Source organism: Desemzia sp. FAM 23989, from assembly GCF_045528345.1.
Taxonomy (GTDB): domain Bacteria; phylum Bacillota; class Bacilli; order Lactobacillales; family Carnobacteriaceae; genus Desemzia.
Genome location: NZ_JBGQQT010000010.1, coordinates 1 through 18066, shown reverse-complemented (window position 1 = coordinate 18066; position 18066 = coordinate 1). Strand labels below are relative to the sequence as shown.

Sequence of the window (18066 nt, the reverse complement as noted above, 5' to 3'; positions counted from 1 at the left end):
TTTTTAGAATTGAGGTTGAAGAAGCATGACTCTATTAACTACTATTAATGATGATATTAAAACAGCCATGAAAGCTAAAGACAAACATAAACTTTCTGTATTGCGCATGATAAAATCTTCATTACAAAACGAACAAATCAAAAAAGGCACTGAATTGAGCAAAGAAGACGAATTAGCCGTTCTTTCTCGTGAAATGAAACAAAGACGTGATTCATTAACAGAGTTCAAGAAGGCAGATCGACAAGATTTGGTGGATCCTCTGGAAAATGAAATTGCGATCGTTGCAGAATATATGCCTAAACAGTTAACTGAAGAAGAACTTCAGTCTGTTGTTCAAGAAGTTATTGCTTCTGTAAATGCAACATCAGCAAAAGATTTTGGTAAAGTAATGGGTGCCGTCATGCCAAAAGTAAAAGGCAAAGCTGATGGAAATGATATCAATCGAATTGTGAAACAACAACTTTCTTAGGTTACTGTTTCATGTGAATGATTTCAAAAAAAAAGATGATGTCGAATGAAAATTCGAATCATCTTTTTTATTTATTCTGTAATTGACTGCGGAATCTCTCGCGAAATGATGAACTTTTCTTAACTTTGCGTAAGCGCTAATTTAGTATAGAATGTGAGTGACAACTTTAAAACTAAGAAGGAAGGATCATTAATGAAAGTAGATAAAAAGAAACTGATGCTGGCTTGTTTAATCCTGTCCATAATAGCCATTATTTTCGGCTATTTTTTGTGGGCCATTCTGATTCCTATTCAAGATTTTCACCTTATGGGAGATGAGGAATTGCTTAGAGCACAAAAAGAATATGCAGTGAACTACCCTTTAGGCAGGTTTTTACTGTATGCTGGGAGCTTTGGTCTGGTAGCTTCCACGCTTTATTTGATCGTAGCTCATTTTAAATCCAAAAAATCCCCTTTCTAGTTTTCAAGTTTAACTAAAAAAAAGTTTTGAAGCATTTTTTTATTCCCTACTTATGTGAGTGCAGGTTCTTTTTACTCGTGAAATATGCTATGATTTGTATAAATAAAAAAAGGAAGTGTCTGCTGATTGTCTGAACTTACAAATGAAACCCGCGTATTAGAACTAAAAAATCCTGATAGTGCCGTTAATTTATTTGGCAACCAAGATAAGCATTTAACGTTGATTGAAGATGCGATGGATGTGGTGATCCATAGTCGTGGAGACAAATTAGAAATTAGTGGATCTAAAGAAAATGTCGACTTAGTCAGCGAAATCTTTATTCAGCTGCAAGAATTATTAAAAACGGGTATCCAAATTGGACAACCTGATATTGTTACGGCAATAAAAATGGCAAATCGAGGCAATTTATCAAAATTTATTAGTATGTATGAAGAAGAAATCGGAAAAGACCAAGGTGGAAAACCGATTCGTGTAAAAACATTTGGTCAGCGTCAATACGTTCATTCCATTCAAAAAAATGATGTAGTTTTCGGTGTCGGACCGGCTGGTACTGGTAAAACGTATCTAGCTGTCGTGATGGCAGTGTCTGCTTTGAAAAAAGGGGAAGTCAAACGCATCATTATCAGTCGTCCTGCTGTAGAAGCCGGTGAAAGTCTAGGATTCTTACCTGGAGATTTAAAAGAAAAAGTTGACCCTTATTTGAGGCCCATCTATGATGCTATGTACAGCATTTTTGGATCGGAACATACTGCTCGTTTGATGGAACGTGGAGTCATCGAAATTGCTCCTTTAGCTTATATGAGAGGGAGAACGCTGGATGATGCTTTTGTCATTTTAGATGAAGCACAAAATACAACTGTCCCGCAAATGAAAATGTTCCTGACCCGTTTAGGTTTTGGGTCAAAAATGATTGTCAACGGCGATGTAACGCAAATAGATTTGCCGCGAGGAACGATGAGCGGTTTAGTACATGCTGAAAGAGTTTTGAAATCCGTTAAAGGCATCCATTTTTCTTACTTTGATGCTTCAGATGTCGTACGCCATCCTGTGGTTGCAAGCATTATAGCGGCATACAGTGAAGAGAAAAATGAATCTTTATTAAATCAAGACAACAAGAAATAACCACAACTGGAGGAGAATACACATGATGAGAGCGTTCACTGCACTGCGAAAAAAAGTAGGGAAGTTTTTTGTGCCTTTAATCATGCTGTTATTTTCCTCTATTTTATTTCTATTGATGTATAGCGGTATTCAACCGGCCATATTGGATATCCAGTTGTACCAAGTAGCCGATAATACCATTCGAGCAAATGCAACAGTAGAAGATACTGCACAAACAGAAGCCAATCAGAAGGTTGCAGAAGATAATGTAGCACCGGTCTACAGTTTTAATTCAGAAATACAAAAAGTCCAATTGTCAAAAGTACAGATTCTATTTGTGACGATTGAAGAAGTGCAAAAAGAAGCCAACAAAATGTATACTCAAGAAGTGGAAAGCTTCCAAGCTGCTAATCCTGAAGATACAGATGGGGAGACACCAAATACTCCAACTGTAGAACCGCTAACTGCAGAAGAAAAATACGCTTTGTTTGAAAATAAAACAAACAATTTAGAACAAGAAACGCAAGAATTCATCTCAGCATTGCCGCAATGGGCGATTACTTCATTGTTAGAGGCTCCGGCGGGTACGTTGAAGACATTAAATGACTCTTTGACAACAGTCGTTTCTGATAAAATGGCTGCACCGATTCGTTTGGAAGAGATGAACCAAGTGATAGAAGATGCGCAGGATAGTCTTCAATACGTGGAATTAGATAATACATACCAAAGAATTGCTAATTTGATATTAGAACATGCAATTATAGAAAATAATATTTATAATGAGCAAGCTACCGAACAAGCTCGTCAAGAAGCAGTCAGAAATGTTCAGCCGGTTATGATTTTGCAAGGACAAGTGATTGTTCAAGAAGGTCATGTAGTAGACAGTGCAGACATGCACCAATTGGAACTATTAGGCATGCTGGATGATGAACCTTCATACCATATGCTTTACAGCTTGCTGGTGCTATTGATAGCCCAATTATTAGGAATCTATGTAATCAGCAAAATAGAATCCCTTGCCTCTCAAGATTTTTCTAAGGTATTAGTACTATATAGCTTGGTGATTATCGCCAGTGTAGCGATCATGAAAGGATTGCAGCTGTTGCAATTAGCCGGTATCAACAATATCGCCTTTCTATACCCGGCAGCATTAGCACCTCTACTGATAAATGCCTTTTTGTCCCCTAGATTCGGCTATTTAGCAAATACCTTTTTACCCGCCTTTTCGATTTTTATTTACACGGGTTACAGAGGAACCACTACTGCATTGGTCATCGCTCTGATCTACGTATTGAGTGGATTGTTTGGAGCTTTGATAAGACAAGGAAAAGAACAAAGAATAGAGGGGAACTTACTTTGGTCAATGATTGTTGGAAATGGTATAGTGATGTTGTCCATGATTTTTTACCTTAACCAGCCTATCTTTACCCTGCAGACCTTACTGATGGTGACGTATTCTGTATTAAGCGGCGTACTGGCATATGCATTAGCAACGATCTTGATTCCTTACATTGACGTCTATTATACAGATAATGCTGTTTTGACACTGACAGAATTATCCAATCCGAATCAACCATTGTTGAAATTGTTGCTGACGAAGACGCCTGGAACTTATCACCATAGTTTGATGGTGGCCAATCTCAGCTCAAATGCTGTCAGTGCTATAGGAGGAGATTCTCTATTTGCTCGAGTAGCTTCCTATTACCATGATGTAGGGAAGTTGACGCATCCGTTGTTTTTTGTGGAGAATCTGCCAAGTGGGATGGACAATCCACACAACTTGTTGACACCTTACGAAAGCAAGGAAATCATTTTTGGGCATGTTTCTGAAGGAATCAAAATATTGAAAGAGGCCAAACTGCCACAGTCCATTATTGATATTTGTGCGCAGCATCATGGGACGACTTTAATGAAATATTTTTACGCTCAGGCTAAAAAGGAAAACAGTGAGGTCAACGAAAGCGACTTTAGGTATCCAGGTCCTAAACCTCAAACAAAAGAAGCAGCCGTGATCAATATTGCAGATAGTGCAGAAGCAGCCTGTCGTTCCATGTCCAGACCAACTAAACAGTCAATCGAAGAATTTGTTCATGAATTGATCGTGGATCGAATAAAAGATGGACAATTTGATGAATGTGACATTACAATGAAAGAACTAAGGATCGTTGAAGCGGCTTTAGTAGACAATCTAGTGGGGACCTTCCATAGCAGGATCGAATACCCTAAAACAGAACCAACAAAATAAGGTCCAATAAACATTTTAAAGGAGTGGTGGTTATTCTATGGAATTAGATTTATTTGATGAAACCAATACCGTTGAAGAAGAACATAAAGAGTTGGTCAGTACGATTTTAGAATTTGCTGCAAAAAAACTTGCATTACCGGACAATACAGAAGTGTCTGTTACGTTCGTCACGAACCCCCGGATACAAGAGATCAATCGTGAATACCGAGATAAAGATCAACCTACAGATGTCATCAGCTTTGCATTGGAAGACGAAGTAGATGACGAACCGGAATTCTTTTTAGGAGATTTTGAAGGAATGATTCCTAAAAACATTGGAGACATTATTATTTCCATTGATCGAACGAAGGAACAAGCTGTTGAATATGGCCATTCATTCCAAAGAGAGTTAGGCTTCCTAGCGTTACATGGTTTTTTACATTTAAATGGGTATGACCATATGAATGAAGAAGATGAAAAAGAAATGTTTGGACTGCAAAAACAAATTTTAGAGGAGTATGGTCTTGGACGAGAATAAAAAAAGTACAAAAAACCGAAGATACCTTGATTCTTTTAAATATGCTTTTATGGGAGTCGTAACTGTATTTCGAGAAGAACGGAACATGCGGACGCATGTAACATTGGGTTTTTTAGTTCTTTTATTTAGTCTGTTTTGTAAACTTTCATCAGCAGAATGGCTTTGGATGTTTTTATGTGTCTTTTTAGTTTTTGTCATGGAAATATGGAATACAGTGATTGAAAATGTGGTAGACTTAGTTACCGATCATCAATATCATCCCATTGCAAAAAAAGCTAAAGACATGGCGGCGTCAGCAGTACTAGTGACTTCTTTATTTTCAGTTGTTGTTGGTAGCTATATTTTGTTGCCCAAGATACTGAGCTGGTTCTTTTAATAGAGTGAACAGATGTGTTGAAAATACTTATTCCCAAGGAGATAAAATTAAATGAAACCAAACGATACAGTTGTAGAAACTTTAATCGATAATGCAACAGCCATGTTAGATCGTGCCTACGTACCTTATTCAAACTTTCCAGTAGGGGCTGCACTTGTCACAAAAGATGGAGAATTTTTTTCAGGCTGCAATATTGAGAATGCCTCTTATGGATTAGCCAATTGTGCTGAACGAACAGCTATCTTTAAAGCTGTTTCAGAAGGAAAAAAAGAGTTTGATTATTTAGTAGTAACTGGAGACACTGATGGACCAATTTCGCCATGTGGGGCCTGTCGTCAAGTGATGGCAGAATTTTGTGAACCAGATATGCCGGTATTGCTGACCAATAAAAAAGGCAAACAATTAGCAACAACAGTTAAAGAGCTTCTGCCTGGAGCATTTCGATCGGAGGATATGGTTTAATATGGTTAAGAAAAATTATAAATCAGGGTTTGTATCTATTGTAGGACGCCCAAATGTAGGGAAATCAACATTTTTAAATCAAGTAGTAGGTCAAAAAATTGCGATTATGAGTGATAAAGCGCAAACGACAAGAAATAAAATCCAAGGGATCTATACCACTAAAGAAGAACAAATTATTTTTATCGATACCCCTGGGATTCATAAGCCAAGACATCGCTTAGGTGACTTCATGGTTGATTCAGCCTTGAGTTCTTTTAAAGGTGTAGAGGTCATTTTGTTTATGGTCAATGCGACAGAAAAACGCGGCCCAGGAGATAACTTCATCATTGATAAATTGCAAGAGAGCAAAACGCCTGTCTTTTTAGTCATCAATAAAATCGATGAAGTTCACCCAGATAAATTATTAACGATCATTGAAGATTACAGAACAACAATGGATTACGCTGAAATCGTGCCAATCTCTGCTAAAGAAGGAAACAATGTTCCGACTTTGTTGAAAGAAGTGACCAGCTACTTGCCTGAAGGACCTCAATTTTATCCTGAAGATCAAGTGACGGATCACCCTGAGTACTTTATCATTTCAGAATTGATTCGTGAAAAAGTCTTGCAATTGACTCGTGAAGAAGTACCGCATTCAGTAGCTGTTGTCGTGGAAAAGATCGAGCGCAGCGAAACCGATAAAGTTCAAGTTCACGCAGCAATCATCGTGGAACGTTCTACTCAAAAAGGAATCATTATCGGAAAAGGCGGTAAAATGCTGAAAGATATCGGGATTCGAGCTAGAAAAGATATTGAAATATTGCTGGGAGATAAAATTTATCTAGACTTATGGGTCAAAGTTCAAAAAGATTGGCGTGACCGTCAAACCAACTTGCAAGACTTTGGGTATCGTTCTGAAGATTACTAAAAATAGATGTCTATTTTATAACGTTGGTAAAAAAATGATTCTGAAATTTTCTAGAAAATAGTGGTTAAGAATTCTCATTTATGAGCCTAAACTTTCTACCCATGTTATAAGATGAAAGATTCTAAAATTCAGTTAAAAAGGAGTGGAGAAGTTGTCTCAAATTGAAGAATTTGAAGGCATTGTGCTATCTGTCAAAAAACATCGCGAAACAGATCACTTAGTTAAACTATTTACCGATCGTTTCGGTAAATTGATGTTTTTTAGCAGAGGGACAGGCAAGCGAAATAGTAAAATGAAAACTGCCATTCTCCCTTTTACAAAAGCCACTTATATTGGTGATGTTCGAGATACTGGTTTATGCTTTCTAAATGATGCCAAAGATCAAGAACAATACAAAAGTATGCAAACGGATATTTTCTTGAACGCGTATGCAACTTATTTATTGAGTTTGGTTGATGTAGCTTTAGAAGACAGGAAACCGGATGGTACGTTATACCACAAGCTATCAGCTAGTTTGAGAGAAATAGATGAAGGGTCAGACCCGGAAATCATTATGAATATTTTTGAGATTCAGTTGCTGCCTTATTTTGGGGTAGCACCTGAATTAAGAGGCTGCAGAGTGTGCGGCAATACAGATGGTCCATTTGATTATTCGTTGAATTATGGGGGATTGTTGTGTCAGCAACATTGGCATATGGACCAGCATCGGTACCATGCAAGTCAACGAAGCATCTACTTTATTCGTTTATTTTCAAGGATTTCATTAGACCAAATCGGCAATATCAGTGTAAAAGAAGAAACAAAAAAAGAAGTTCAATTTTTAATTGATCAAATCTATGATGATTCAGTAGGACTCAAGCTGAAAAGCAAAAGCTTTATCCAAAAAATGGGGAGTTGGAGCACTGTGCTCAAAGACTCGCGCAATCCTGAAAAAAATGATAGAAAAGATTGACAACCTCTCTAAAAAGAGGCTATTATAATAAAGAATTGAAGAAACAGCGATGAAGGAAAAAGTAAAAATTTGAATCTCTTATCTAAGCGAATTTGGGATAGTGTGAGCCAAATAAAGAGTGAATTTTGAAAGGGCATCTGGAGCTGAAACCAACAAAGATGCTAGTAGCGGTTTAAACGATGCTAGAATTAGGGTGGAACCGCGGTTAATATATAATCGTCCCTATGCTTAACCAAGTCGTTGAGCATAGGGGCTTTTTTCTATTTCAAGACAAAAATGAGGAGTGGAAACAGATGAAAAAAGACAGTTTAACCTTTCAAGAAATCATTTTAACACTGCAAAAATATTGGTCTGATCAAGGCTGTATGTTAATGCAAGCGTATGATACAGAAAAAGGTGCCGGAACGATGAGCCCGTATACTTTTTTACGCGCAATAGGACCAGAACCATGGAATGCAGCTTATGTAGAACCTTCAAGAAGACCAGCTGATGGCCGTTACGGAGAAAACCCTAACCGTTTATTCCAACACCATCAATTCCAAGTTGTGATGAAGCCGTCACCTGAAAACATCCAAGAATTGTATTTGGAAAGTTTGAAATTATTAGGCATTAATCCGTTAGAACACGATATCCGTTTTGTAGAAGACAACTGGGAAAATCCTTCTATGGGGTGTGCCGGTTTAGGATGGGAAGTATGGTTAGACGGAATGGAAATCACTCAGTTCACTTATTTCCAACAAGTAGGCGGTTTGGAATGTAAACCTGTCACCAGTGAGATTACTTATGGTTTAGAACGCCTTGCTTCTTACATCCAAGAAGTGGATAGTGTATACGATATCGAATGGACAACAGGTGTAAAATATGGAGAGATCTTTATTCAACCAGAATACGAACATTCTCAATATGCTTTCAATCATAGCAACCAAGAAATGCTATTGAATTTCTTTGATGAGTATGAAAAAGAAGCCAAAAAACAAATTGAAGCAGGTTTGGTTCATCCAGCATACGATTACGTTCTAAAATGCAGCCACGCCTTCAATTTGCTGGATGCTAGAGGAGCAGTATCGGTTACCGAAAGAGCCGGCTACTTAGCGCGCATTCGTAATATGGCACGAGCAATCGCAAAAGCTTTTGTAAATGAACGCGAAAAACTAGGATTCCCATTATTAAAGAATGAAGAAATTCAATTGGAGGAGGCTGAATAATATGAGTCATAATGTATTGCTTGAAATCGGACTAGAAGAAATGCCCGCAAATGTAATCACTCAAAGTCGCATCCAATTGATGCAACGAATCGAAAAATTCTTGACTGAAAATCGTTTAGCTTTTGGTGAAGTCAAGTCATATGCTACTCCACGTCGCTTAGCTGTATTGATACATGAAGTTGTTGAAAAGCAAGAAGACGAAGAAGTAACCGCTAAAGGACCGGCAAAAAAAATCGCTTTAGATGAAAACGGAGATTGGTCCAAAGCTGCACAAGGATTCGTTCGAGGACAAGGCCTGACAACAGATGACATTTATTTAAAAGAAATCAAAGGTATCGAATACGTGCACGTGGATAAATTTATTCCTGGAAAAGCAGCTATGGACATTTTGGTGCATTTATCAGAAGTCATCACAGCTATGACATTCCCGGTCAGTATGCACTGGGCAGACTATTCATTAAAATACATCCGCCCGATTCATTGGATCGCTGCTTTAGCAGATGATCAAGTGATTCCGTTTAAAGTGTTGGATATCGAAACATCGAACACCAGCCGTGGTCACCGCTTCTTAGGAACCGATGTGGAATTTAAAGATGCATTAGATTATGAAGATGCACTTAAAAAAGAATTTGTCATTGCAAACAATGATGAAAGAAGTGCGCTGATTGTTGAACAAATTAATCAATTAGCAGTTGAACACCATTGGACTGTTCCGATGGATGAGGACCTTTTGGAAGAAGTAACCAATATTGTCGAATACCCGACAGCTTTTTATGGAACATTTGACGAAACTTACTTATCTTTACCAAATGAAGTGCTGATCACTTCTATGAAAGATCACCAACGCTATTTTTATGTGTTGGATGCAGAAAACAACTTGATGCCTTATTTCATTTCTGTTCGCAACGGAAATGCCGATCACATTGAGAACGTGGCTAAAGGAAATGAAAAAGTATTAGTCGCACGTTTGGATGACGCTAATTTCTTCTTTGAGGAAGATAAAAAATTGTCGATCGCTAGCTGTTTAGAAAAATTGAAATCTGTTACGTTCCATGAAAAAATAGGATCTATGTTCAGCAAAATGCAGCGTGTAGGATTATTTGCAGAAGTTATTGGTAAGCAAGTTGGGTTAACTGAACAAGAATTGACGGATTTAAATAGAGCAGCGGCTATCTATAAATTTGATTTAGTGACCAATATGGTAGATGAGTTCCCTGAATTGCAAGGAATTATGGGTGAGAAATATGCGGTGTTGTTTGGCGAAAACGCAGCAGTTGCCCAAGCAATCCGTGAACATTACCAACCGATTTCTAGTGAAGGAGAATTGCCTGTCAGCAACATTGGGGCAGTATTGGCTATTGCGGATAAATTAGATAGTGTGATGAGTTTGTTTGCTGCTGGAGTTATTCCAACAGGTTCAAATGATCCATTTGGTTTAAGAAGACAAGCTTACGGGATGATTCGTATTGTGGTAGATAAACAATGGACGTTCCCTGTTCGTACGATTTGGAACACGATTTTAACTCAATTAGAAGAAAGCACTTCATTGCTGTTAGAAGGATTCAAAAAAACGGATACAGAAGCACTTGCTTTTATCAAAGGAAGAGTGCGTCAATTGTTGAACGGTCTTCAATTGAGCCATGATGTCATTGATGCGGCATTGGATTCTACTCAAGATGACATCATTCAAATTATTGAAACAGCTCAAGTTTTAGCGAGCGAAAGTGCGAAAAAAGATTTCAAACCAACAATTGAAGCAATCTCCAGAGCATTGAATTTAGCCAGCAAAGCCAATGCAGAGGCTGTCATTAAACCGGAACGTTTTGAAACAACTTCTGAAAAGAACTTGTATGACAATGTTCTGTTGCTTAAAGACCGTTATGCCGAGTTGACGATCGCAGAAAAATACACAGCGTTAGCTGACTTAGCACCGATCATCAATGCTTTCTTTGATGAAAACATGGTCATGGCAGAAGATGCAGAGGTTAGAGACAACCGTTTGTCTATTCTTCACCGAATAGCGGACTTCACGTTATCTTTTGCCAGCTTAGATAAACTCGTGATAAAATAATGTTTCATTGTTACTCCATTAGGGATCTTCTTTCTTAGTGGAGTTCTTTTTTAAATGAAACAAGCTTTTACACAGCATAGTGAGAAGGGGGGTTCTTTTGATGGAAGAATTAAAAATGAAACGGGTTTATGAAAAGTCAGCTCCTGATGACGGTTACCGTATTTTAGTGGATCGCATTTGGCCGAGGGGGGTAAAAAAAGCAGACGCCGATATCGATGAATGGTGCAAAGAAATCACCCCCACGACTGAAGCCAGAAAAGCTTTTGGTCATGATCCTGACAAATTTGAGCCTTTCAAAATGCGATACCTTCAAGAACTAGAGGAGAATCCTCAGGCACCAGAATTTATTCAAAAAGTTCACGATTTACTTCGTCACCAGCCGGTAACGTTAGTGTATGCTGCAAAAAATGAAACATACAACCATGTAGTGATTTTGAAAGAATTCATTGAAAAAAAGGGATAGAAATAGGGGATACATTAGGGGGAAAACATGCTAAAACGCTTTTTTAATTATTATCGACCATACAAAAAATTGTTTACACTGGATTTTAGTTCAGCTGTAGTAGTCGCCGTATTGGAATTGGCTTTTCCATTAGTAGTCAGTGAAGTGACCGATACATTATTGCCTTCTGAAAATTGGCGTCTGATCGTTGCCTCGTCCATTGGTTTACTGCTTTTATATGTCATTACAACATTATTGCAGTATGTGGTCACTTATTATGGCCATAAATTAGGAACGAACATTGAAACAGATATGCGCAGAGATCTGTATTCTCATTTGCAACGGCAATCTTTTCGTTATTTCGACAACCGAGAGACCGGTCAGCTGATCACTCGATTGACTTCGGATCTATTTGAGATTGCTGAAGTAGCTCACCATGGTCCGGAAGATATTTTTATCACGATCTTTACCTTATCGGGTGCTTTTTACATGATGATGCAGATACATACGGATCTAGCAATCGCCACATTTATTTTAGTGCCATTTATCGCTATTGCATTAGCCTTTTTCAATAAAAAAATGACAAAAGTCAATACACGTATTTACAAGAATATGGGAGATTTTAGTGCCGGTATTGAGGCAGCTGTTGGAGGAATCCGTGTCGTTCAAGCTTTTGCAAATGAAGAATATGAAAGCAAACGCTTTGAAGGATTGAACCAGGCTTACCGACAATCGAAGCTGTTATTTTTTAAAATGCTGGGAATCAGCCACTCCTACAATTATTTATTGATTCGATTGATCAGTTTGTTTGCTTTGTTTTTTGGAGCTTATTATACAATCCAAGGAGAAATCAGTTACGGAGATTTTATCGGATTTATTTTATTGGCTAATGTATTTGTGCGTCCCATTGAAAAAGTCAATACGATGATAGAAAGCTACCCTAAAGGTATCGCTGGATTCAAGCGTTTTGCTGAAGAACTGGATCTGAAACCAGAGATCCACGACAAGCCTACTGCTGTTGAAACGTCTGGCTTAACGGGTAATATTGAATATAAAGATGTGACTTTTAGTTATGAAGGGAATGCACCTGTTTTAGAGGCAATCGACTTGTCGATCCAAGCGGGTGAGACAGTAGCTTTTGTTGGTCCAAGTGGAGCAGGAAAGACAACGATCTGTAATCTCCTGCCTCGTTTTTACGAAATTGATTCCGGTAAAATCACCATCGATGGTTACGATATCCAAGAAGTGACACTCCAATCTTTACGCGATCAAATCGGTGTCGTTCAGCAAGACGTATTCTTATTTCCAGGAACGATTCGTGAAAATATCCGTTATGGGAAACTAGATGCGACAGAAGAAGAAATACAACAGGCTGTTCAATTAGCTCATTTGGAAAAAGCCGTAGATAGTATGCCAGAAGGCTTAGACAGTATAGTGGGAGAGCGCGGAGTCAAACTTTCAGGAGGACAAAAGCAACGGTTGTCGATAGCGCGAATGTTTTTAAAAAATCCGCCTATTTTGATCCTTGATGAAGCGACTTCTGCATTAGATACGGAAACAGAGCAAGTGATTCAAGATTCACTGGAGTCATTAGCTAAAGGACGAACAACTTTGATTATTGCACACCGACTGGCAACTATTAAAAATGCTACTCGCATTGTGGTAGTGAATGAAGAGGGCATTGCAGAACAAGGAGACCATGACGAATTGATAAAATTAAATGGCGCCTACAAGAAATTGTATGACGTTCAATTTTCTTCATAGATTGGTGTTTAGAAAATAAAAGATTAGAACTCCCATTGTGATTTAGGGAGTTCTTTTTGTATAATGGAAGTATCAATTTAAAATGAACAAAGGGCGGATAATATGGATGCTAGTCAACGAAGAGAATCAATCATTGCAACATTAAAAAAAGAGCATACTCCTTTTAGTGCTTCCAAGTTGGCTAAACAATTTGGTGTCAGCAGACAAGTGGTTGTAGGAGATGTATCTTTATTACGTGCTGCGGGTGTGGACATTATTGCAACACCGAGAGGATATTTGCTCGACTCGGCAGCCAGGTCACAGAATCCCCATAAACAATTTATAGGGAAAATAGCCTGCCAACATACAGTGGACCAGACACAAGATGAATTGTATACAGTAGTGGACAATGGGGGAGAATTATTGGATGTGATCGTTGAGCATCCGATTTATGGCGAATTGGCTGGGAGATTAAATATCGCTTCACGGAAAGATGCAGACCGTTTTATGAGACGCATGTCGGAAACCGAAACAGGATTGCTTTCTGATCTAACGAATGGCATTCATTTGCATACCATCGCTTGTGAAGACCGAGAAACCTTTGAGAGCATCAAGCGCTTGTTACAAGAATTGAATATTGTATACCGCGGGTGATTTAGTATTGACATTTCAATCATAACTTATATAATTACCTTACAGGTGTCAAGACACATGTAAAAAAAGTTGTATGAGGAGTATACACATGAAAACAAGAAAAAATATTTATCAATTGACATTATCTGCTATTTTAATTGCTATCGGGATTCTTATTCCCATGATCAGTCCTTTAAAACTGATTTTAGAACCAGCTTCATTCACATTAGCTAGTCACGTCCCGATTTTTATTGCGATGTTTATTTCACCTAGTGTAGCTGTTGCAGTGGCGCTTGGGACCACAGCAGGATTCTTTTTAGGAGGGTTTCCGATTGTGGTTACTTTAAGAGCCCTGACACATGTGATATTCGTGGCTATTGGATCGCAAATGCTGAAAAAAAGGCTCTCATTGATTCAGGAAAAGGGGCAATCTTTCTTATTTTCTTTCTTGATTGGAATCATCCATGCCGTAAGCGAAATCGCTGTCGTATCCTTGTTTTACTTTTCAGGGGGAATGACAGGCGGTTACTATGCTCAAGGGTTTATGACTTCAGTATTGCTGCTGGTAGGGGTAGGGACTGTCGTGCATAGTATGATCGACTTTTCCATTGCTCAAGTAATTTGGCTCGGATTGGAAAAAAGAACCAACGTTTCTAAAAAAATCTCTCACATTCAGTAGAATCAGTTAGGCTAAATAAACACAAATCAAAACAGTTGTCTCATAAGGACTACCCGAAGTGTTTTTTCTGTAGACACTTTGGTAGTTCAATTTGAGTTTTATCAGGTTTCATGCTACAATACATAATGTATTGTTGTGTATAATAATAGCTATGAAAAATTGAGTCGCACTTAATTATGGGTGCGACTCTTAGATACTTTTACTGTTTGTTTGACAAATAGATGTCTTGAATGGATCGAGGTGAATGATGTGGCAGTAAGAATTCCTGAAGAGACGATCAATGAGATTCGGCAAAAAACCAATATTACTGATGTGGTCAGTCAATACGTCCAATTAAAAAAGCAAGGAAAAAACTTATTTGGCTTTTGTCCATTTCATGAGGAACGAACACCTTCATTTTCAGTGACAGAAGAAAAGCAGATTTTCCATTGTTTTAGCTGTGGGCGAGGAGGAAATGTCTATTCTTTCTTAATGGAAGTAGATGGCTTATCTTTCCCGGAAGCAGTTGTCAAAACGGCTGAGTTGAGCAATATTCCTCTAGACGATGAATTGCTTCAACAACAAAGTCAGTATCATTCGGCTGGAGATTCAAAAAATGATCAACTCATTCAAATGCATGAAGAGAGTACAGAATTATTTCATCATATTTTATTAAATACTACAGCAGGTGAAGAAGCGTTAAACTATTTATTCGAACGTGGTCTAACCACTGAGACTATAGAAACCTTTAAGATCGGTTTTTTGCCAAAGGAACGAACGGTATTATTGCAGTATTTAAAAGGGAAAAATTATACAGATCAACAGTTGGAAGAATCCGGATTATTTATCACCCGTGAGAATGGCGACAAAATGGACCGTTTTTCCAATCGGATTTTATTTCCCGTTGAAAACCAGCAAGGGAAAGTGGTGGCTTTCTCAGGAAGGCTTTTTAAAGCTACGGAAAATCCTCATTTTACGGAACCTAAATATTTAAACAGTCCTGAAACAGCTTTATTCAACAAGCGCAGAGTATTGTTCAATTACAAGCGAGCCCGTTCTACGATTCGGAAAGAAAAAGAAGCGATTTTGTTTGAAGGTTTTATGGATGTTATTTCTGCTTATCAAGCAGGAGTCACCAATGCCATCGCTACAATGGGGACCAGTTTAACCAATGAACAGATCCATATGTTGGATCGGATCACGGATAAAATCATCATCGCTTATGATGGAGATAACGCTGGAATAGAAGCTACTAAACGAGCGGCAGTTCTCTTGAGTGAAGAAACTCATTTTGATGTGGAAATCATTAGTTTTCCAGAGGGATTGGATCCGGATGATTACATCAAGCAAAAAAGTTCTGAAGCCTTTGTGGAATTTATACGTCATGGGCGAGACACGTTGTTCAATTTTAAAATGCGGTATTATCGTCGTTCTCTTAATTTGAATAATGAGACCGAACGTTTAGGGTATATAGACAAGTTGTTAAAGGAACTATTGACGATTCCTTCAGCTATTGAGCGAGAAGTCTATTTAAAACAATTAGCTGAAGAATTCGATATCACTCTGGAGACACTTAAAGAACAGTTTCAACAAACTTTCTACACTTATCAAAGCAAAAAATCGCAGCACGCCCAATCGGAGCAACAGGACCCACCGCCAAGAAGGCAGCCTAATATCCCTTCGCAAGTCCAAAAGCAGAGACGCATTATTGGGCCTGTGGAGCGCGCAGAACGATTATTGTTGAACCGGCTCCTTCATTTTGAAGCTGCCTGGGTCCAATTAAAAAGCGCAGCTGAGGACTTTCATTTCGTGCACGATGAGTATCAAATGTTATATGTGTTGTATGAAAGTTTTAAGGAACACACAGAAAACCAGGGAACTGTAGAAGCTTTTATGGACTTCGTCAAAGAACCTGAATTAAAAAATCAGTTAGTAGAACTGGAATTAATGTCTGTCAGTGATGAAATGAGTAATCAGGAAATCATTGATTGTGTAGACGTTATTACACGAAAATCTGAATTACATGATCAATTGAAAGAAAAACAGCAACAAATAAAAGAAGCTTCCCGACAAGGAAATCAAGACCAAATGCGCATATTGATGAAGGAAGTGGTCGATTTGTCTCGATTGTTGAAGAGCAAGTAGGTTGATTGAGTAAGGTTAGAGGATTTAAACCATTCAGTTGGAAAAGGGGAGGCATTTTTTGATGGCAGATAAACAAACTACAAGCAAACAAACGTATGAACAAGCTGTAAAAGCCTTGATCAAAGAGTACAAGATAAAAGGTACGATCAAATACGACGAATTATCCGATAAAATTGCAACACCTTATACGTTGGAAGCAAAAGACATGGATAAATTGATTCAACGTATTGAAGATGCAGGAATCGGTGTTGTCGGAGAAGACGGAAATCCTACTGAACGTCAATTGATCAAAGAGGAAGAAGAAGAAAAACCAGAAGATTTAACTGCTCCTCCCGGTGTGAAAATCAATGATCCTGTACGTATGTATTTGAAAGAAATCGGACGTGTGGATCTATTATCGGCTGATGAAGAAGTATCCTTGGCTAAGCGTATTGAAGAAGGAGACCCAGAGGCTAAACAAAGTTTGGCTGAAGCCAACTTGCGTTTGGTAGTTAGTATTGCAAAACGTTATGTAGGTCGTGGAATGCAATTCTTGGACTTGATTCAAGAAGGTAACATGGGCTTGATGAAAGCTGTTGAGAAGTTCGACTATACTAAAGGGTTTAAATTCTCTACGTATGCAACTTGGTGGATCAGACAAGCGATTACTCGCGCGATTGCTGACCAAGCCAGAACGATCCGTATCCCGGTTCATATGGTTGAAACCATCAACAAATTAGTTCGTATCCAACGACAATTATTGCAAGACTTAGGAAGAGATCCTACACCCGAAGAGATCGGTGCTGAAATGGACTTGCCGACTGAAAAAGTACGTGAAATCTTGAAAATTTCTCAAGAGCCTGTTTCGCTTGAAACACCAATTGGAGAAGAAGACGATTCTCACTTAGGCGATTTCATTGAAGACCACGATGCTACAAGTCCAGAAGACAATGCTTCTTATGAGTTATTGAAAGAACAATTGGAAGACGTATTAGATACTTTAACGGACCGTGAAGAAAATGTCTTGCGTCTGCGTTTTGGTTTAGATGATGGACGTACAAGAACATTGGAAGAAGTTGGTAAAGTATTTGGTGTGACCCGTGAACGGATCCGTCAAATCGAAGCGAAAGCTCTACGCAAACTTCGCCACCCAAGCAGATCGAAACAATTGAAAGATTTCTTGGAATAAAAGAATTAAACTTACAGACACTTGCCATTTGGGGAGTGTCTTTTTTTACGTTGTTGGTAGAGAAATTCCTTCCGGAATCGGGGTTGCTTGGTGAGAGTCATGGGAGCGCTTGGAGCCGCGGTCTCCAAGCTTGCAAGCTTTGTCATGGCTGTTGCTGCTTCAGCAGCTTTACAGACATGATACACTTGGGCGTATGCCCACAGCGCTTTCACATTGCATCCTAGACATGGCTACCAGCAATCCCGCTTCCTTCAGGAATTTCTAAGGATGAGTCTCTATGGGATTCTGTTTTCAAAGAAGTGTCATTATACTATCAGTCATGAATAAGTTATACTGTTTATGAACGTATGCGTCTTACCAAAGGGGCTGTTATGTTCAGTTCAAGGGTAAGCCCGTTAAAATGGACGCCGATAGCTCCAAATAAAAAAAAGCATGACAAATAGCCTGATTTCATCCATTTTTTTGAAATCAGGCTGCTTTTTTCATATTTTTGGCTGGCTGGCAGCTTTCGAT

At 38.5% G+C, this 18066-nt stretch carries 17 protein-coding genes; all 17 read left to right on the top strand.

What is annotated here, in order from left to right:
• Window positions 1–25 precede the first annotated feature (25 nt).
• Window positions 26–469 (top strand): GatB/YqeY domain-containing protein, encoded by a 444-nt coding sequence (locus tag ACEN36_RS07270; protein WP_407103120.1) that lies wholly within the window; start codon window positions 26–28, stop codon window positions 467–469.
• Between the two features lie 192 nt (window positions 470–661).
• The gene (locus tag ACEN36_RS07265) at window positions 662–928 is read left to right on the top strand and encodes a hypothetical protein (protein WP_407103121.1); all 267 of its coding nucleotides are present in this window, start codon (window positions 662–664) and stop codon (window positions 926–928) included.
• Between the two features lie 126 nt (window positions 929–1054).
• Window positions 1055–2050 carry a PhoH family protein gene (locus ACEN36_RS07260; RefSeq protein ID WP_407096772.1) on the top strand — a complete coding sequence of 332 codons (996 nt, stop codon included), beginning with the start codon at window positions 1055–1057 and terminating at the stop codon, window positions 2048–2050.
• A gap of 22 nt (window positions 2051–2072) precedes the next feature.
• On the top strand, window positions 2073–4274 hold the full coding sequence (locus ACEN36_RS07255) for an HD family phosphohydrolase (protein ID WP_407103122.1): 2202 nt from the start codon (window positions 2073–2075) through the stop codon (window positions 4272–4274).
• A gap of 37 nt (window positions 4275–4311) precedes the next feature.
• Window positions 4312–4791, top strand: coding sequence for an rRNA maturation RNase YbeY (gene ybeY, locus ACEN36_RS07250; protein WP_407096774.1), 480 nt, complete (start codon window positions 4312–4314; stop codon window positions 4789–4791).
• Window positions 4772–5167, top strand: coding sequence for a diacylglycerol kinase family protein (locus ACEN36_RS07245; protein ID WP_407103123.1), 396 nt, complete (start codon window positions 4772–4774; stop codon window positions 5165–5167). Before ybeY ends, ACEN36_RS07245 begins: the two co-directional genes overlap by 20 nt.
• A gap of 51 nt (window positions 5168–5218) precedes the next feature.
• Window positions 5219–5629, top strand: coding sequence for a cytidine deaminase (locus tag ACEN36_RS07240; RefSeq protein WP_407096776.1), 411 nt, complete (start codon window positions 5219–5221; stop codon window positions 5627–5629).
• Window position 5630: 1 nt separating this feature from the next.
• The gene (gene era, locus ACEN36_RS07235) at window positions 5631–6536 is read left to right on the top strand and encodes a GTPase Era (protein ID WP_407096777.1); all 906 of its coding nucleotides are present in this window, start codon (window positions 5631–5633) and stop codon (window positions 6534–6536) included.
• A gap of 151 nt (window positions 6537–6687) precedes the next feature.
• Complete coding sequence (gene recO, locus ACEN36_RS07230) at window positions 6688–7488, top strand: DNA repair protein RecO (protein ID WP_407096778.1); 801 nt, start codon at window positions 6688–6690, stop codon at window positions 7486–7488.
• 293 nt (window positions 7489–7781) lie between these two features.
• Window positions 7782–8693 (top strand): glycine--tRNA ligase subunit alpha, encoded by a 912-nt coding sequence (glyQ, locus tag ACEN36_RS07225; protein WP_407103124.1) that lies wholly within the window; start codon window positions 7782–7784, stop codon window positions 8691–8693.
• A 1-nt stretch (window position 8694) separates the two neighbouring features.
• Window positions 8695–10764: a glycine--tRNA ligase subunit beta gene (gene glyS, locus ACEN36_RS07220; protein ID WP_407103125.1), complete on the top strand. Its 2070-nt coding sequence runs from the start codon at window positions 8695–8697 to the stop codon at window positions 10762–10764.
• A 100-nt stretch (window positions 10765–10864) separates the two neighbouring features.
• Window positions 10865–11227, top strand: coding sequence for a DUF488 domain-containing protein (locus ACEN36_RS07215; RefSeq protein ID WP_407103126.1), 363 nt, complete (start codon window positions 10865–10867; stop codon window positions 11225–11227).
• 27 nt (window positions 11228–11254) lie between these two features.
• Window positions 11255–12970 carry an ABC transporter ATP-binding protein gene (locus ACEN36_RS07210; protein ID WP_407126259.1) on the top strand — a complete coding sequence of 572 codons (1716 nt, stop codon included), beginning with the start codon at window positions 11255–11257 and terminating at the stop codon, window positions 12968–12970.
• Window positions 12971–13072: 102 nt separating this feature from the next.
• On the top strand, window positions 13073–13603 hold the full coding sequence (locus ACEN36_RS07205) for a transcription repressor NadR (protein WP_407096783.1): 531 nt from the start codon (window positions 13073–13075) through the stop codon (window positions 13601–13603).
• Between the two features lie 88 nt (window positions 13604–13691).
• A complete protein-coding gene (locus tag ACEN36_RS07200; protein ID WP_407096784.1) occupies window positions 13692–14261 on the top strand; it encodes a hypothetical protein in 570 nt (189 codons plus the stop codon).
• 249 nt (window positions 14262–14510) lie between these two features.
• On the top strand, window positions 14511–16385 hold the full coding sequence (dnaG, locus tag ACEN36_RS07195; protein WP_407126258.1) for a DNA primase: 1875 nt from the start codon (window positions 14511–14513) through the stop codon (window positions 16383–16385).
• Between the two features lie 61 nt (window positions 16386–16446).
• A complete protein-coding gene (rpoD, locus tag ACEN36_RS07190) occupies window positions 16447–17553 on the top strand; it encodes an RNA polymerase sigma factor RpoD (protein WP_407096786.1) in 1107 nt (368 codons plus the stop codon).
• Window positions 17554–18066: the final 513 nt, after the last annotated feature.

Excerpts from the sequence above, each read along its gene's own strand:
- ACEN36_RS07200 (WP_407096784.1), top strand. The coding sequence starts at position 13,692 with ATGAAAACAAGAAAAAATATTTATCAATTGACATTATCTGCTATTTTA.
- ACEN36_RS07255 (WP_407103122.1), top strand. The coding sequence starts at position 2,073 with ATGATGAGAGCGTTCACTGCACTGCGAAAAAAAGTAGGGAAGTTTTTT.
- ACEN36_RS07265 (WP_407103121.1), top strand. The coding sequence starts at position 662 with ATGAAAGTAGATAAAAAGAAACTGATGCTGGCTTGTTTAATCCTGTCC.
- era (WP_407096777.1), top strand. The coding sequence starts at position 5,631 with ATGGTTAAGAAAAATTATAAATCAGGGTTTGTATCTATTGTAGGACGC.
- ACEN36_RS07205 (WP_407096783.1), top strand. The coding sequence starts at position 13,073 with ATGGATGCTAGTCAACGAAGAGAATCAATCATTGCAACATTAAAAAAA.
- rpoD (WP_407096786.1), top strand. The coding sequence starts at position 16,447 with ATGGCAGATAAACAAACTACAAGCAAACAAACGTATGAACAAGCTGTA.
- ybeY (WP_407096774.1), top strand. The coding sequence starts at position 4,312 with ATGGAATTAGATTTATTTGATGAAACCAATACCGTTGAAGAAGAACAT.
- ACEN36_RS07210 (WP_407126259.1), top strand. The coding sequence starts at position 11,255 with ATGCTAAAACGCTTTTTTAATTATTATCGACCATACAAAAAATTGTTT.
- glyS (WP_407103125.1), top strand. The coding sequence starts at position 8,695 with ATGAGTCATAATGTATTGCTTGAAATCGGACTAGAAGAAATGCCCGCA.
- ACEN36_RS07240 (WP_407096776.1), top strand. The coding sequence starts at position 5,219 with ATGAAACCAAACGATACAGTTGTAGAAACTTTAATCGATAATGCAACA.
- ACEN36_RS07245 (WP_407103123.1), top strand. The coding sequence starts at position 4,772 with ATGGTCTTGGACGAGAATAAAAAAAGTACAAAAAACCGAAGATACCTT.
- ACEN36_RS07270 (WP_407103120.1), top strand. The coding sequence starts at position 26 with ATGACTCTATTAACTACTATTAATGATGATATTAAAACAGCCATGAAA.
- glyQ (WP_407103124.1), top strand. The coding sequence starts at position 7,782 with ATGAAAAAAGACAGTTTAACCTTTCAAGAAATCATTTTAACACTGCAA.
- ACEN36_RS07215 (WP_407103126.1), top strand. The coding sequence starts at position 10,865 with ATGGAAGAATTAAAAATGAAACGGGTTTATGAAAAGTCAGCTCCTGAT.